Genomic DNA, 13,582 nt, shown 5'->3' with positions numbered 1-13,582 from the left:
CCCCGCAACCGGGCACCCCCCAGCGGACCGGTCCACCGTCCATTGTCCCGCGCCCGCGCAAGTGGGCGTCGGGACAGGTCAAGGGGCCTGCCGTCAGGTAGGCCGCCACGCCACCCGATGCTCCGCAAGTCGCGCCAACACCGCGTGATTCGCCTCCCAACCATCAGGAAACTTCACCACCGTCCCCAGCTGTACCGGCTCCGTCGACGGGTAGTCGTCCAGCAGCTCGCTCACCCCGGCCCGGCACACCACGATGCACGCGTGCCGGTGGCGGGAGGCGAGGACGCACAGGCGGCCCGTCTCCAGGTGGAAGGCGGTGGCGTCGGGGCGGCCGGAGAGGGGGTGGAGGACGACCGTGACGTCGTACTCGCGGCCCTGGAGGCGGTTCGCGGTGTCGACGGTGACGTCGGTCACGCCCAGCTCCGCCAGTGCGGCCCGGACCGCCGCCGCCTGGTCCCGGTGTGCCGTGCCGACCGCGATCCGGTCGGCGGTGAGGGGCGCGGGGTCGGGCGAGCGCTCGGAGGTTGCCGCGCCGCCGCGGTCCAGGAGGCGCCGTACGACCGTCGCCACCGCCCGTACCGCCTCGGGGTCCGTGCGCGGCGTGTGCCGGGCGGGCAGCTCCAGCAGCCCCCAGCCCGCCTCCGCCGCCTCGTCGATCACCCGGTCCGGCCCCGAGCCGTCCGACGGGACCGCGAAGGCGAGCCGCCGGTCGTCGTGGCCGGTGCCGCTGCGGAACGGTGTGTACGGGTAGAAGGCGTCGGAGACGAGGGGCGCGGCGGACGCGGGGAGCCGCCAGGAGACCGGCAGGCGGTGTTGCGGCAGCTCGGGGTTGTGGGCGAGGAGGGTGGTCACGGCGGACGCCGACGGGTCGTACGACAGGCCGGCCCACTGCTCGCTGCCCACGATCGCGAACGGGTCCAGCTGACCCGGGTCGCCCACGAACAGCGCCCGCTCGAACAGCCCGGCCACGGCGAGCAGCGAGTCCGAGCGCATCTGGTACGCCTCGTCGACGATCGCGTGCCGCCAGGGCTCGTCGACCTTGACGTGTCCCCACTTGGCCGCCGTGGAGATGACGACCGAGAGGCCGCTCAGGTCGCTCGCCTTCGCCGACTTGCGTACGTTCGGCAGGTCGTCCAGCGCCTTGTCGTACGGGTCGGCGTCGCTGCTGTGCAGTCGGCCCACCGGCAGCTCGGGGTTCTTCTCGGCGAGCCTCAGCACCAGGTCGTCGACCTGGGCGTTGGTCTGCGCGACGACCATCAGCGGGTGTCCCGCGTCGGCGAGTTCGAGGGCCGCGCGGACGACGAGGGTGGACTTGCCGGCGCCGGGCGGGGAGTCGACGACGACACCGCGCGCGGTGCCGTGCAGCGTGTCGTGGAGGATCGCGTCGGTGGCCCGCGTCGCCGCGGCACCGGGGTCGAACACGGCGGTCACAGCACGTCCTCCTGGGTCAGGGGGTCGGCGGCCTCGGGCACCTGTTCCCCGGGCGGGCCGCCGTGCGTCCACGGCGTCTGCTCCGGGTCGGGCAGCTTCGCGCCGCCCCGCTGCTCGTGCTCGAACAGCGTGAAGCACAGCAGGTCGCCCTTCTCCGGCACGGACCCCTCCTCCGGCTCCTTGCTGCGGCCCATCTTGTCGAGCACGCGCAGCACGACCAGTGCGCCGCCGTCCTCCGGGTCCCCCTCGTACCCGACGAACTCCGCCGCCTGCGGCTTCCCGCCCAGTGACCGGAACACCTTGGCCCGCTCGCCCAGATGAGGCCGGTCGTCCGTGCGGACGGTGACCAGCGGGCGCGGGCTCGGCCGCTTGCCCTCGCTGTACGCCATTCTGACCTCGGTGACCTCGCCCGCGAACGCCTCCCCGGACAGCCGCCGCCCCGCCATCACCAGCGGGTCGTCGAGCGCCTCCTGGGCCTCCAGCCGGGCCTGTTCGCGCTCGCGCGCGGAGAGCTTGTTGGCGGCGGTGACCGCGTCGTCCCGGCGCGGCTGCGGGGGCTCGCCGGCCAGGACGCGGTCGCGGTGGCCGGTGAAGGACCAGCGGTCGCGGGTCCACCGCTCCTCGACCCGCCCGGCCTCGGGCAGCTCCCGCAGCAGCTCCAGGCCGCGCCACACCGCGTCCCAGGTGGGCCGGGTCCGGCTCTCGACGAGGGCGCGGATCTCCCGCTCGGCGGCGGTGAGGTCACCGAGCCGGTCGTCGGCCTCCAGCCCGTCCTCGGCGGCGGCGAGGGCGGTGCGGGCGCGGTCGTAGCGCTCGATGGCGGGGGCGAGCAGCTTGTTGTCGAACGCCGGGTCGGTGGCGGGACCGGCCGGCGGACACAGCAGCTGGCCTCGGGCGTCACGCGCGAGCTCCGCCCGCAGCGCCGCCTCGGCGCCCGTCTCGTCCTCCGGCGGGTCGATCCACGCGAGCAGCGCGCCCAGGTGCTGGTCCTCCAGGGTGGACTGGCCGGTCGCCCAGTGCCGGGCCAGTACGTCGGTCATGGCGAGCAGCAGCGAGGAGCCGGGCACGCGGGCCCGCTCGCCGAAGTGGGTCAGCCAGCGGCCGAGCAGCGGCACGCGCGGGGGCGCGGGGTAGGGGGCCTCCGGGTCCTGTTCCGCCGTACGCCTGAAGCGCATGGAGCGGCCCAGGAGCCGCACGAAGTCGATGCCCGCGCGGCTCGGCATGATCAACTGCGGGGCGTCCGCGCACAGTTCGACCTCGACCTTGACCCGCTTGCCGGTCTCCGGATCGGTCTCGTTGCGCTCGGCTGCCTCCACGTCCTCGGCATAGGCGTCGATGTACGGCAGGACGATGTCCGCCAGCTCGGACAGGAACGCGAACCTGAGATCCCGGTCGCGCGGCTGTGGGACCACCAGCAGGTGCGGGGCGTCCCGGTCCGTGCCGACCAGCGCGCCGAGCGGGGCACCGGCCTCACCGGCGGTGGTGAGGGGCACGAAGACCAGGGGCCGCTCGGACAGGCGCCGGTGGCGGACGGTGGCGGCGGGCTGGGCGCGGCCGGTGCTGACCGCTTCGAGACGGGCGAGGGTGGCGATCAGCGACATGGGGCCACCGCCTCCGTGCCGAGGGCACCCGCTTCCCGGCCGAGGGCCTCGGCACGCAGGTGCGCCGCCCTGCGCAGGGCCGCCACCGCCGGGTCGTCCGGGTCGCCGGACTCGCCGCGGGCCGCCGACAGGACGTCCTCGACCGTGGTCAGGCCGCCCAGCTCGGCCCGCACCGAGCGGCCCAGCGACGTCACCGCGCCGGATGAGCGGGAGCGGGCGCGGCAGTGGAAGGCCAGCTCGCAGGCGGACAGGCACTCGGGTGCGTACGTCGCCGGGACCGACTCGACCGCTGCCGTCAGGTCGGCGGCCGGCAGCTCGGGGGAGAAGCAGGTGCCGTCGGGGAGCGTGTCGGCGATGTCCTCGATGCGGGTGAGGCGGGCCAGCTGGCGGGCGGTCACCGCGCGCTGCTTGCGGACGTCGACGGCGGAGGCGGTGGGGAGGTTGGAGAAGTCCTTGGGGCAGACCAGGAGGACACGGTGGCGCACGCGCGGGGCCGGGTCCAGCCGGGCGGCGATCTGCTCCAGGGCCAGCACGTACACCGCCGACTGCCGGGCGGCCGCGCCCACCTTGGCGGGGTCCGCCGAACCGTCCAGCATCGGGAACGACTTGATCTCCACGACCGTCCAGCTGCCGTCCGGGTGCACGACCACCGCGTCCGGCTCCAGGAAGGCGGGCGAGCCGGCGACGTCCAGCGCGAGCATCGGGTGGTCGAGCAGGGTCCACTCACCGCGGGCCTCGGTGGCCTCCCGCAGCGCCAGTGCCGTACGGGCCGTGCGGCCCTCGGGGCCGATCGCGGTGAGCTCGGGCACGCGCGCGTGGGCGGGTGGTTCGGCCGTGCGGTCCAGTCTCTCGTGCACCAGCCGCAGCAGCTCCGCGCCGCCGTCCGCCTTGACCTTGGCCTCGAAGGCGTTGCCGCGCGTGAAGGCGAACTGCGACTGTCCGAAGGCGGACGGCGAGCCCAGCGCGCTCGCCAGTGCCGCCTTGTTCACCCCGGCGCCGTCCAGGATCGCGCGCCGCTTGCAGCCGGGGTTGGCGGCGAGGGCGGCCAGGGCGCGCGCGTCCAGCGCCTTGGCCGGTACGTCAGGACCGCGCAGTTCAGCGAGCCGGTGCCGGAGCGCCGTCCCCCGCGTCCTGGGGAGAGGCACTCGGCTCGGCTCCGGATCCGAACCGGGACTCGCGCTGCCGTGGAATTCGCTCACCCGCGGAAGTCTGGCATCCGCCACTGACAATTGAGGAAGAAGCGTCGTCGGAGGCCACTGCGACGGTGTCCCGGGCACTGTCCCGGGCACCCTTCGTGACCGTGCCGCCGGAGGCCGTCGCGACGGGGGCCGTCTCCACTCCGAACCGGGCCCTCACCCGGTCCGCGGTCCGCAGCACGTAGGGCGCCAGCAGCAGCCCGACGCCCATCACCGCGGCGCCCGCGGCCGCGTCGAGGAAGTAGTGGTTGGCGGTGCCCATCACGACGATCGTGGTGATCAGGGGGTAGGCGACGGCCGCCACCTTCGTCAGGCGCGTCCCGCCGTACCGCCACAGCATCACCCCGCACCACAGCGCCCAGCCGACGTGCAGGCTCGGCATGGCCGCGTACTGGTTCGTCATGCCGCCCATCCCCCGCGGGGCGCTGGCCTCGCCGCCCCACCAGCCGTACGAGCTGTACTGGGCCATCGTGTCCACGAAGCCGTAGCTCTCGGCGAGCAGCCGGGGCGGGCAGGTGGGCAGCAGGGTGAAGCCGATCAGGCCGATGAAGGTCGACGTCATCAGCCAGGTGCGGGCCGCGCGGTAGCGCACGGTGCGGGACCTGAAGATCCAGACCAGGATCGCGGGCGTGACCAGGTAGTGCAGCGACGCGTACCAGAAGTCGGCCGGGACGCCGAGCCAGGGCTCGCGGGTGAAGAGGCGGTTGAGAGGGTGCTCCGCGTTGAGGTGCAGGGCCTTCTCGATGTCCAGGATCGCGAGGCCGTGGTCGACGGCGCCGCTGACATCGCCGCGGGCGAGGAGCCGGCCCGCCGAATAGCAGGCGTAGACCAGCAGTATCAGCGGCAGCTCGGTCCACCAGCGCAGGCGGGTCCGCGGCGTCGCCTCCACGCCAGCTGTCTCGGCGTGTGGCATCCGATCGCCTCCCCCTTCTTGTCGCGGCGCCCGGTGGACCGGTCGAACCACTTTACGGTGTGCGCGTGCGCCCCCTTCGGGCGCCCCGGGTCTCAAGACGCAGAGATCGCCCCCCGGGTTGCCCGTGCACAGCGTGGGCGATGATGGACGGGTTCCGCCTCTCATTTCTCCCGGAAGGGCTCTTCAATGGCACCGCGCATCCTGCTGGCCCGGCACGGACAGACGGCATGGTCGCTGGCCGGCAAGCACACGGGCAGGACCGACGTGCCGCTTCTCGATGAGGGCCGCAGGGGCGCGAAGCTGCTGGGCGAACGCCTGCACCGGTCGCCGTTCGACGGGCCGGCGGGGGCAGGGATCGAGGTCCGCACCAGCCCCCTGTCACGCGCGCGTGAGACGTGCGAACTCGCCGGCTTCGGCGAACGCGCGCGTACCTGGGACACGCTCATGGAGTGGGACTACGGCGCCTACGAGGGCATGACCCCGGCGGACATCCAGGCGGTACGGCCCGGCTGGCTCATCTGGCGCGACGGCGTGCCCGAGGGCGAGAGCCTGTCCGAGGTGACCGCCCGGGCCGACGAGGTGGTGACGTGGGCGCGCGAGGCGGACCGGGACGTGCTGGTGTTCGCGCACGGGCACATACTCCGCTCCATAGGCGCGCGCTGGCTGGGGCTGCCGCTCGACTTCGCGGCGCGCATCCGGCTCAATCCCACGTCGCTGTCGGTGCTGGGATGGGCGTACGGGGAGCCGGCGATCGAGAGCTGGAACGACCTGGGGCACCTGGTGGCGTAGGGCGGCCCGGCCCCGGCAGGGCGCCGCCCGCTATGCCGTGCGCGGCACGCTCGCGTGCCTCTCCAGGAACGCCGAGACCCCATGCGCCCGACGGTGCGGCAGCAGCACCCGGGCCGTCCCCGCCAGCATCGTCTGCACCCGCGACGACTGCACCAGGTCCAGCAGGTCCATGACCCGCATCCCGGCCGCGGCGGCCTCGTCGGGAAGCCCTCCGCGGGCCAGGTCGTCCGCCAGTTCCGCCGTGTACAGCGCGATGTTGCGCGTGAAGTGCGGATCCTGCAGCTGGGCCGCCCGGCCGGCGTGCCGCGCCGCCCGTCGCCAGTTGCCCAGCGTCGACCAGCACTGCGCCTCCAGAGCCTCCAGCTCGGCCTCTCCGTAGAAGCTCATCCACTCGGGGTCGGCGTCCGAGCGGCCCCGCTCGTAGAAGGCCAGCGCGCGGGCGAGAGCCTGCTCGCAGCCGGTGCGGTCGGCGAGCCCCGCCCAGCCGCCCGCCTCGCGCAGCGCGAGCAGGGACATCAGACGGGGGGAGCCCAGGGGGCGCGCGACGCGTTGCGCGGCCTGCGCCGCCCGGACCGCCTCGCGGGGCCGGCCCGCGTCGCGCGCGAGGAACGACGTGTTGCAGAAGGCGTGCGCCTCCAGCGCCGCGTCGCCCGCCATCCGGGCCGTCGCCAACGCCTCCGCGTAGTGCGAGCGCGCGTCGTCGAACCGCCCCGAGTCGTGCGCCAGCCACCCCACCGAGATGGCCAGTTCCCCCGCGCCCGAGTGGAGCCGGTCGTCCGTCGCCTGCCGGGTCGTACCGGCGTCGAGCAGCGCGTAGGCGGCCCGCAGCGGGGCGGCCGCCCGCCGATAGAGGCCGTCGGCGCCGTGCCGGTCGTCGAGCAGCCGGATGCGGCGTACGGCTTCCTCGAGCACGTCCGCCTCGCGTCCCCCGACACGTCTGACGGGACGCTCCGCGGCCGCGGCGTCGAAGGTGAGCCCCAGGGGGCCCAGCGAGGCGGCGGCCACCGTGGCGCCCCCGCCGGTCATGAATGCGCGACGCAGCACGTCGCTCTCCTCGTGGATCTCGTGGTTCTCGTGGTTCTGCTGTGCGCCGTACGACTTGTACGGGTCCTGCGGGTCCTGCGGGTCCTGCGGGTCCTGCGGGTCTCGTGGGACATACGGCTCGTCGGTCCCCCACGTCTCACTCGTGGTGTGCGCCGGGCTCGTGGTGTGTACGAGGGGCGCTTCCTCGTCGGTGCGCGCCCGGCGTCCGCGTACGGACGAGCGGGGCGCGAAGCCGAGGTCGGCGAGCGTGCGGCCGGGGAACATGTGCAGGAACACCCGTTCGTACGCATAGTTGGGGCAGCGGATCTCACCGGCCTCGACCCGTCCGACGTAACGCGAGTCACAGCTGACCCGCTCGCCGATCTCGCGGGCGGCCCGTCGCACCGCCGCGGCGAACTCGGCCGGCGAGCGCTGTCCGCGCAACCGCCGGAACGCGAGATTCGGCCGTGGTGGCCTGGGGTACTGGGACGAGGTCAGCTCTGACGACGCCATGGCCGGGTCCTCTCGTGCGAACCGTCGAACCATGCCGGAACGAGGACGAGTTGAACCGAATAATCCGTGTGGTGCCCTTGTCTCCGGCGGGCAAGAACGTACCTGCTGTAGCGAAGTCGCCACGCTGTGTTTGGCTACAAACCGGATATCTCATACGTGATCTGCCATGAACTGCCATCCTTTGCGGCTGACTTCCGCCGTAGCCGTTGACGTCGCGAGGCGTTGAACTCTTCGGACTGCACAAGGGGTTCCGTGGTGGAGGTCGGGATGGAGACCAGCCAGAGCGTCGTTCCTCGTACGCCATCGACGACGGCGGGGCATGCACCGACAGCAGAGTTCAGCGAGCCGCCGGAGGTGGGCTGCGACGTGGTCACCGTTCCGGCGCGGCAGGGCCTGGAGGCGGTCGACATCCTGCGGCGCGGCGCCGGCGACGGGGTGGGGCCCGTGCTGCACGACGACGGTGGCGACACACTGGGCTTCGTGGTCCCGCCGGGCACGGCGGCCGCCTGGGACGTGCCGGGCAGCACCTGCACGGAGACCGACGGCCGGGGGCTCAGCCTGAACCTGAACCCCGAGCCGCCGGTCGAGGGCTCGGACTGGCTCCTGCCGCCCGGAGAGGCGGACCTGGCGACCGATCCCGCGGTGCTGCGGGCGGCGCTGGGCGAGGCGGCGCGGTTGATCGAGGCGGCCGACAACTGTCGGTGACGCGTGGCCGCCGCTGTGGGCGGGTGGGAGTGCCCGTCCCCCCTGATAATGGCCTCGTGGGAAAGTCCAGGAACCCCCGGCGCTCCGGCGCGGCCCTCACCTCCGTCGTCGAGACCGTCGACGGCGGGCTCGCCGAGCTCATACCCGACCGGGACCGGGCGCGGGCCTGGACGCTGCTGGTCGACGGGGCCCCGCAGTCGCACGTGGATCTCGACGACCCCGCCTACCTCTCCTTCGAGTACCAGCGCCGCCTCGGCCACGTCATCGACCTCGTCGCCCCGCCCGGCAAACCCGTACAGGCGGTGCACCTCGGCGGCGGCGCCCTCACCCTCGCCCGTTACCTCGCCGCCACCCGCCCCCGCTCCACCCAGCAGGTCGTCGAGCGCGACGCGACCCTCGTCCAACTGGTCCGCCGCGAGCTGCCGTTGGACCGCGGTGCCCGCATCCGGGTGCGGTCCGTCGACGCGCGCGAAGGGCTCGCCAAGGTGCCCGACGGATGGGCCGACCTCGTCATCGCCGACGTCTTCAGCGGGGCCCGCACCCCGGCCCACCTCACCTCGACCGAGTTCCTCGACGAGGTCCGCCGGGCGCTGAGACCCGGTGGCTGGTACGCCGCCAACCTCGCCGACGGGCCGCCGCTCGCGCATCTGCGCGGTCAGATCGCCACCGCCGCCGCCCGGTTCGCCGAGCTGGCGCTGGTCGCCGACCCGACCGTGCTGCGCGGCAAACGCTTCGGCAACGCCGTCCTGCTCGCCGCCGACCTGCCGCTCCCGGTCGCCGAACTGACCCGCCGCGCCGCGTCCGACCCCCACCCCGGCCGGGTCGAACACGGCAGGTCCCTCACCGACTTCACGGGTGGCGCCGTACCGGTCACGGACGCGGCGGCGGTGGCCTCGCCGGCGCCACCGGCGTCCGTCTTCAGGTGAGTCGGCGCCGGTTCAGGGGCTGTCAGTAGTTCCCGATCTCCACCCGCGGCGGCCCGTCGTGCCATGTGCAGAACACCGAGACCCGGTCCGCGCCCGCGCCGAACTCCACCCGGATCCACGTCTGCGTCTTCCACACCTGCATCGACCAGCCCGCGCCCGGGGTGGCGGAGACGAGGGTCGCGGAGGTCGAGCCGATGTCGAAGACCACGCGGCCGCCGTCGGTGTCGTAGCTCTTGACCTGGCCGGACGTGGTGGGGGAGGGGGCGGTGTGCTCCGGCGGTGTCTTCGAGGGGGTCGGCGCGCGGGGCGGCCCGGTCGGCTTCGGCGAAGGGGTCGAGGAGCCCTTCGACGGGGTCGGCCGATTCGTCGACGACGCCAGCGGCTTCGACCCCTGGGTCGTCGCGTCGGCCGCCGTGATGGGCAGGGCGCGCGGCCGGTCGTACACCGTGCCCGTCATCACCGTGTGGACACCCCACCACGACAGCGTGACCGCCGCGCCCGTGGCGAGCGACCAAGCGAGTACGTGTACGAGTCCTCTGCGCATCGCGGGCCATACTGCCTCACGCGTCCCGGACGTGTCGCGCGGTTGTGCGTGGGGGTGGAGTTGCCCACAGGGGGGCGGTTGTCCACAGTCGGCGAGTTGTCCACAGGCCCGGACCCGGCTCGCCGGCATGGCGTACGGTGCGGCGCATGGCAAGTGTGCTCGTGGTCGAGGACGACCAGTTCGTACGCTCGGCGCTCATCCGGCACCTGACCGACGCCGCCCACACGGTGCGCAGTGTCGGTACGGCACTGGAGGCGCTGCGCGAGGTCGCCCATTTCCGTTTCGACGTGGTGATCCTGGACCTCGGACTGCCCGACCTGGACGGCTCCGAGGCCCTGAAGATGCTGCGCGGCATCACGGACGTGCCGGTGATCATCGCCACGGCACGGGACGACGAGGCGGAGATCGTCCGGCTGCTGAACGCCGGGGCGGACGACTATCTGACCAAGCCGTTCTCGGTCGAGCACCTGTCGGCCCGGATGGCCGCCGTCCTGCGCCGGGCCCGGTCGGGCAGCGGGGAGGCCGCCCCCTCCAGCGTGCTGCGCGTCGGCGGCCTGACCGTCGATCCGCTGCGCCGCCAGGCCGAGTTGGACGGCGCGAGCCTGGACCTCACCCGCCGCGAGTTCGACCTGCTCGCCTTCCTGGCCGGGCGGCCCGGGGTCGTAGTACCGCGCAAGGAACTGCTCGCCGAGGTGTGGCAGCAGTCGTACGGCGACGATCAGACCATCGACGTCCATCTGTCCTGGCTGCGCCGCAAACTGGGCGAAACAGCCGCCAATCCGCGCTATCTGCACACCCTTCGGGGCGTCGGCGTGAAGCTGGAACCACCCATGGGGGAGCCACCGCGATGAGGTGGGCACTGGTCAAGGTCTGTCTGGCCGTCACCACCATGGTCGTGGTCGCCTTCGCCGTCCCGCTCGGACTCGTCATCCGGGAGATGGCCCGCGACCGCGCCTTCTCCAACGCCGAGCGGGAGGCCGCCGCCGTCGCCCCGGCGCTGTCCATCACCACCGACCGCGACCAGCTGGAGCGGGTCGTCGCCTCGGCCGGTTCGGACGCGGACATGGCCGTGCACATACCGGCCTCCGGTGACACGGCCTCCGGTGGCACGGCCGCCGTCGACCTCGGCCGCCAGCGCGCCGCCGCCGACGACATCGCGACGGTACGGCGGCTGGGGCGCGCCTCGACCAGCGAGGTGCCCGGCGGCTCCACGCTGCTCCAGCCGGTCGCGCTGAGCTCCGGCGAGATCGCCGTGGTCGAGGTGTACGTCCCCGACGCCGAGGTCACCAACGGCCTCACCACGGCCTATGCGGTACTCGCCGGGGTCGGGGTCGCGCTGATCGTCGGGTCGGTCGCGGTCGCCGACCGGCTGGGCGTACGGATGGTGCGGCCCGCGCAGCGCCTGGTCGAGGGTGCGCACGAGCTGGGGGAGGGCAAGCTGGGCGCCCGGGTGCCCGAAGAGGGGCCGAACGAACTGCGGCTGGCGGCGGTCGCGTTCAACTCGATGGCCGACCAGGTCGTGCAACTTCTCGCGAACGAGCGCGAGTTGGCGGCCGACCTGTCCCATCGCCTGCGCACTCCGCTGACCGTGCTGCGCCTGAACGCGGCCTCGCTCGGGGACGGTCCGGCCGCCGAGCAGACCAGAGCCGCCGTCGCCCAGCTGGAGCGCGAGGTCGACACCATCATCCGTACGGCGCGGGATGCCAAGCCGCAGACGGTGGCGGCCGGTCCCGGCGCCGGGTGCGACGCGGCCGAGGTGGTGCGCGAGCGCATGGCGTTCTGGTCGGCGCTGGCGGAGGACGAGGGCCGCAAGGTGCGGGTGGCCGGCGCGGACCGGCCGGTGCGGATACCCGTGGCCCGGGCGGATCTGGCCGCCGCGCTGGACGCCCTGCTCGGCAACGTCTTCCGGCACACCCCCGAGGGCACGGCCTTCGCGGTCGACGTGCACAACGGCGAGGACGCGGTGATCGTGCTCGTCTCGGACGCCGGGCCCGGCATATCCGACCCCGAGGCGGCGATGGCGCGCGGGCGGGGCTCGGGCAGCGTCGGCTCGACCGGGCTCGGGCTCGACATCGTGCGGCGGCTCGCGGAGTCGACGGGCGGGGACATGCGGATCGGGTCGTCGGTGCTGGGCGGGACCGAGGTGCGGATCTGGATCCAGCTGGACGGGCGGGCACCCGTGCGCAGGGGGCATCGGGGGCCGGTGCGACGCCGCCGTCCCGGCAAATTGGTCTCTACCTTTAACCGCCCCCGATCCCTTCCTTAAGCGCACCCTAAGGTCCTCAACACCGGTCTGGATCAGGGCTTTTGCCCGATTCGAGATCGCTAGCGTGCTGCCGCACCCCACCCCTGGGCTCTCCCCCCGTGAGCCCGTGAAGAGCGAAGGCAGGCACGCGATGAGTACGCACCGGCGCAAGGTCAGTGTCAGGAACAAGGCGATAGGCGGCCTGGTCGCCGCGGCCGTGGCCGGCGGTGGCGCGATCCTGTTCACCGGTACTGCCCAGGCGGCCGGGATCGGGGCGGCGTACACGAAGACCAGTGACTGGTCGACGGGTTACACCGCGCAGTACGTCGTCACGAACAACAGCGGTCGGGCGGAGCAGGCCTGGACGCTGGAGTTCGACCTGCCCTCGGGCACGAAGCTCAGTTCCCTGTGGAACGCCGAGTCCAGCGTGCGCGGGCAGCACGTCACCGTCACGCCGCCGAAGTGGGACACGGACGGCTTGGCGGCCGGTGAGTCGGTGACAGTCGGCTTCGTGGTCAACGGCACGGGCGCGCCGACGGGCTGTCTGATCGACGACGCGAAGTGCTCGACGGACGACAGCGCGACGCCGGAGCCGAGCGGCCGCCCGACGTCCACCGAATCCGCCACGCCGACGCCGACGCCGACGGCGACGGCGAAGCCGACGGCCACCCCCACCCAGAGCGCGACCCCCACCGCCGAGCCCTCGCAGACCCCCGGCACCGGAACGGGATCCACCGCCGGCTTCGCCCCGTACATCGACACCTCCCTCTACCCGGCCTTCGACCTGTCGGCGAGCGCCGAGGCGACCGGCGTCAAGGACTACAACCTCGCCTTCGTCACCGACGGCGGCGGCTGCACCCCGAAGTGGGGCGGTGTCACGGACCTCGGCGGCGACGCGGTGGCCGCGCAGATCGGTGACCTGCGCGCCAAGGGCGGCGACGTCCGTGTCTCCTTCGGCGGCGCGGCCGGCAGCGAGCTGGCGACGACCTGCTCCTCGGCGGACGCGCTGGCGGCGGCGTACGGCAAGGTCGTGGACGCGTACAAGCTGACCAAGGTCGACTTCGACGTCGAGGGTGGCGCACTGCCGGACACGGCGGCCAACACGCGCCGCGCCCAGGCGATAGCCATGCTCCAGGCGGACCACCCCGACCTGGACGTCTCCTTCACCCTCCCCGTCATGCCGGAGGGCCTGACTCAGCCGGGCGTCGATCTCCTCTCCAACGCCAAGCAGAACCGCGTGAAGATCAACACCGTCAACATCATGGCGATGGACTACGGCCCCGCGTACAGCGGCGACATGGGCACCTACGCCGAGCAGGCGGCCACCGCGACCCAGGCCCAGGTCAAGAGCGTGCTCGGCCTCTCCGACAGCGCGGCCTGGAAGTCGGTCGCCGTCACCCCGATGATCGGCGTCAACGACGTCACGACCGAGATCTTCAAGGTCGACGACGCCACCCAGCTGGTGAACTTCGCCAAGTCCAAGGGCCTCGGCTGGCTGTCGATGTGGTCGGCGACCCGCGACAAGCAGTGCGCGGGAGGCGAGAAGCCGGCGGCGGACGCGACGTGCAGCTCGATCCTCCAGGAGAAGTTCGCGTTCTCGAAGGCGTTCGCGACGTACGGCAAGTAGCCGATCGACGATCAGGACACGGGGGGCGTCCCGGCCGGTCTTCCCCCCATCCGGCCGGGGCGCGTACGC

General features: G+C 73.3%; 12 protein-coding genes. 6 read left to right on the top strand and 6 right to left on the bottom strand.

From position 1 onward, the window contains the following. Positions 1–93: 93 nt before the first annotated feature. Genes PBV52_RS16835 through PBV52_RS16820 form a run of 4 tightly spaced genes read right to left on the bottom strand, consistent with a single transcriptional unit; the run spans position 94 to position 5,141 of the window. Positions 94–1,431: an AAA domain-containing protein gene (locus PBV52_RS16835; protein ID WP_274239193.1), complete on the bottom strand. Its 1,338-nt coding sequence runs from the start codon at positions 1,429–1,431 to the stop codon at positions 94–96. After that, entirely contained in the window at positions 1,428–3,032 is a 1,605-nt protein-coding gene (locus tag PBV52_RS16830) for a hypothetical protein (protein ID WP_274239192.1), read from the bottom strand. The genes PBV52_RS16835 and PBV52_RS16830 overlap by 4 nt, the downstream gene beginning before the upstream one ends. After that, on the bottom strand, positions 3,023–4,177 hold the full coding sequence (locus tag PBV52_RS16825; RefSeq protein ID WP_274239191.1) for a hypothetical protein: 1,155 nt from the start codon (positions 4,175–4,177) through the stop codon (positions 3,023–3,025). Before PBV52_RS16825 ends, PBV52_RS16830 begins: the two co-directional genes overlap by 10 nt. After that, complete coding sequence (locus tag PBV52_RS16820) at positions 4,128–5,141, bottom strand: phosphatase PAP2 family protein (protein ID WP_274239190.1); 1,014 nt, start codon at positions 5,139–5,141, stop codon at positions 4,128–4,130. Before PBV52_RS16820 ends, PBV52_RS16825 begins: the two co-directional genes overlap by 50 nt. Before the next feature lie 186 nt (positions 5,142–5,327). On the opposite strand from PBV52_RS16820, the gene PBV52_RS16815 reads away from it, so the two are divergent. Continuing rightward, positions 5,328–5,930 carry a histidine phosphatase family protein gene (locus PBV52_RS16815; RefSeq protein WP_274239189.1) on the top strand — a complete coding sequence of 201 codons (603 nt, stop codon included), beginning with the start codon at positions 5,328–5,330 and terminating at the stop codon, positions 5,928–5,930. A gap of 30 nt (positions 5,931–5,960) precedes the next feature. Here the strand turns inward: PBV52_RS16815 and PBV52_RS16810 are convergent, their stop codons facing one another. Further along, on the bottom strand, positions 5,961–7,466 hold the full coding sequence (locus tag PBV52_RS16810) for a hypothetical protein (protein ID WP_274239188.1): 1,506 nt from the start codon (positions 7,464–7,466) through the stop codon (positions 5,961–5,963). A 267-nt stretch (positions 7,467–7,733) separates the two neighbouring features. Here PBV52_RS16810 and PBV52_RS16805 point away from each other — a divergent pair, with 267 nt between their 5' ends. Both PBV52_RS16805 and PBV52_RS16800 read left to right on the top strand, forming a co-directional pair. Then, on the top strand, positions 7,734–8,171 hold the full coding sequence (locus PBV52_RS16805) for a hypothetical protein (RefSeq protein ID WP_246101054.1): 438 nt from the start codon (positions 7,734–7,736) through the stop codon (positions 8,169–8,171). Positions 8,172–8,227: 56 nt separating this feature from the next. Continuing rightward, the gene (locus PBV52_RS16800) at positions 8,228–9,097 is read left to right on the top strand and encodes a spermidine synthase (RefSeq protein ID WP_274239187.1); all 870 of its coding nucleotides are present in this window, start codon (positions 8,228–8,230) and stop codon (positions 9,095–9,097) included. Positions 9,098–9,119: 22 nt separating this feature from the next. On the opposite strand, the gene PBV52_RS16795 is transcribed toward PBV52_RS16800, so the two are convergent. Then, positions 9,120–9,641 carry a hypothetical protein gene (locus PBV52_RS16795; protein WP_274239185.1) on the bottom strand — a complete coding sequence of 174 codons (522 nt, stop codon included), beginning with the start codon at positions 9,639–9,641 and terminating at the stop codon, positions 9,120–9,122. 146 nt (positions 9,642–9,787) lie between these two features. Between PBV52_RS16795 and PBV52_RS16790 the strand changes: the two genes are divergently transcribed. From PBV52_RS16790 to PBV52_RS16780, 3 genes are all read left to right on the top strand, one after another. Beyond that, positions 9,788–10,492 carry a response regulator transcription factor gene (locus tag PBV52_RS16790; protein ID WP_274239184.1) on the top strand — a complete coding sequence of 235 codons (705 nt, stop codon included), beginning with the start codon at positions 9,788–9,790 and terminating at the stop codon, positions 10,490–10,492. Then, complete coding sequence (locus PBV52_RS16785) at positions 10,489–11,907, top strand: HAMP domain-containing sensor histidine kinase (RefSeq protein ID WP_274239183.1); 1,419 nt, start codon at positions 10,489–10,491, stop codon at positions 11,905–11,907. Before PBV52_RS16790 ends, PBV52_RS16785 begins: the two co-directional genes overlap by 4 nt. Before the next feature lie 130 nt (positions 11,908–12,037). Continuing rightward, on the top strand, positions 12,038–13,513 hold the full coding sequence (locus PBV52_RS16780) for a cellulose binding domain-containing protein (protein ID WP_274239182.1): 1,476 nt from the start codon (positions 12,038–12,040) through the stop codon (positions 13,511–13,513). Positions 13,514–13,582: the final 69 nt, after the last annotated feature.

It is taken from the genome of Streptomyces sp. T12, assembly GCF_028736035.1.
Lineage (GTDB): Bacteria > Actinomycetota > Actinomycetes > Streptomycetales > Streptomycetaceae > Streptomyces.
The sequence above is the reverse complement of the archived record's forward strand: the minus strand, read 5'-3'. Positions and strand labels throughout refer to the sequence as shown.

Excerpts from the sequence above, each read along its gene's own strand:
- PBV52_RS16830 (WP_274239192.1), bottom strand. The coding sequence starts at position 3,032 with ATGTCGCTGATCGCCACCCTCGCCCGTCTCGAAGCGGTCAGCACCGGC.
- PBV52_RS16820 (WP_274239190.1), bottom strand. The coding sequence starts at position 5,141 with ATGCCACACGCCGAGACAGCTGGCGTGGAGGCGACGCCGCGGACCCGC.
- PBV52_RS16815 (WP_274239189.1), top strand. The coding sequence starts at position 5,328 with ATGGCACCGCGCATCCTGCTGGCCCGGCACGGACAGACGGCATGGTCG.
- PBV52_RS16810 (WP_274239188.1), bottom strand. The coding sequence starts at position 7,466 with ATGGCGTCGTCAGAGCTGACCTCGTCCCAGTACCCCAGGCCACCACGG.
- PBV52_RS16805 (WP_246101054.1), top strand. The coding sequence starts at position 7,734 with ATGGAGACCAGCCAGAGCGTCGTTCCTCGTACGCCATCGACGACGGCG.
- PBV52_RS16795 (WP_274239185.1), bottom strand. The coding sequence starts at position 9,641 with ATGCGCAGAGGACTCGTACACGTACTCGCTTGGTCGCTCGCCACGGGC.
- PBV52_RS16790 (WP_274239184.1), top strand. The coding sequence starts at position 9,788 with ATGGCAAGTGTGCTCGTGGTCGAGGACGACCAGTTCGTACGCTCGGCG.
- PBV52_RS16785 (WP_274239183.1), top strand. The coding sequence starts at position 10,489 with ATGAGGTGGGCACTGGTCAAGGTCTGTCTGGCCGTCACCACCATGGTC.
- PBV52_RS16780 (WP_274239182.1), top strand. The coding sequence starts at position 12,038 with ATGAGTACGCACCGGCGCAAGGTCAGTGTCAGGAACAAGGCGATAGGC.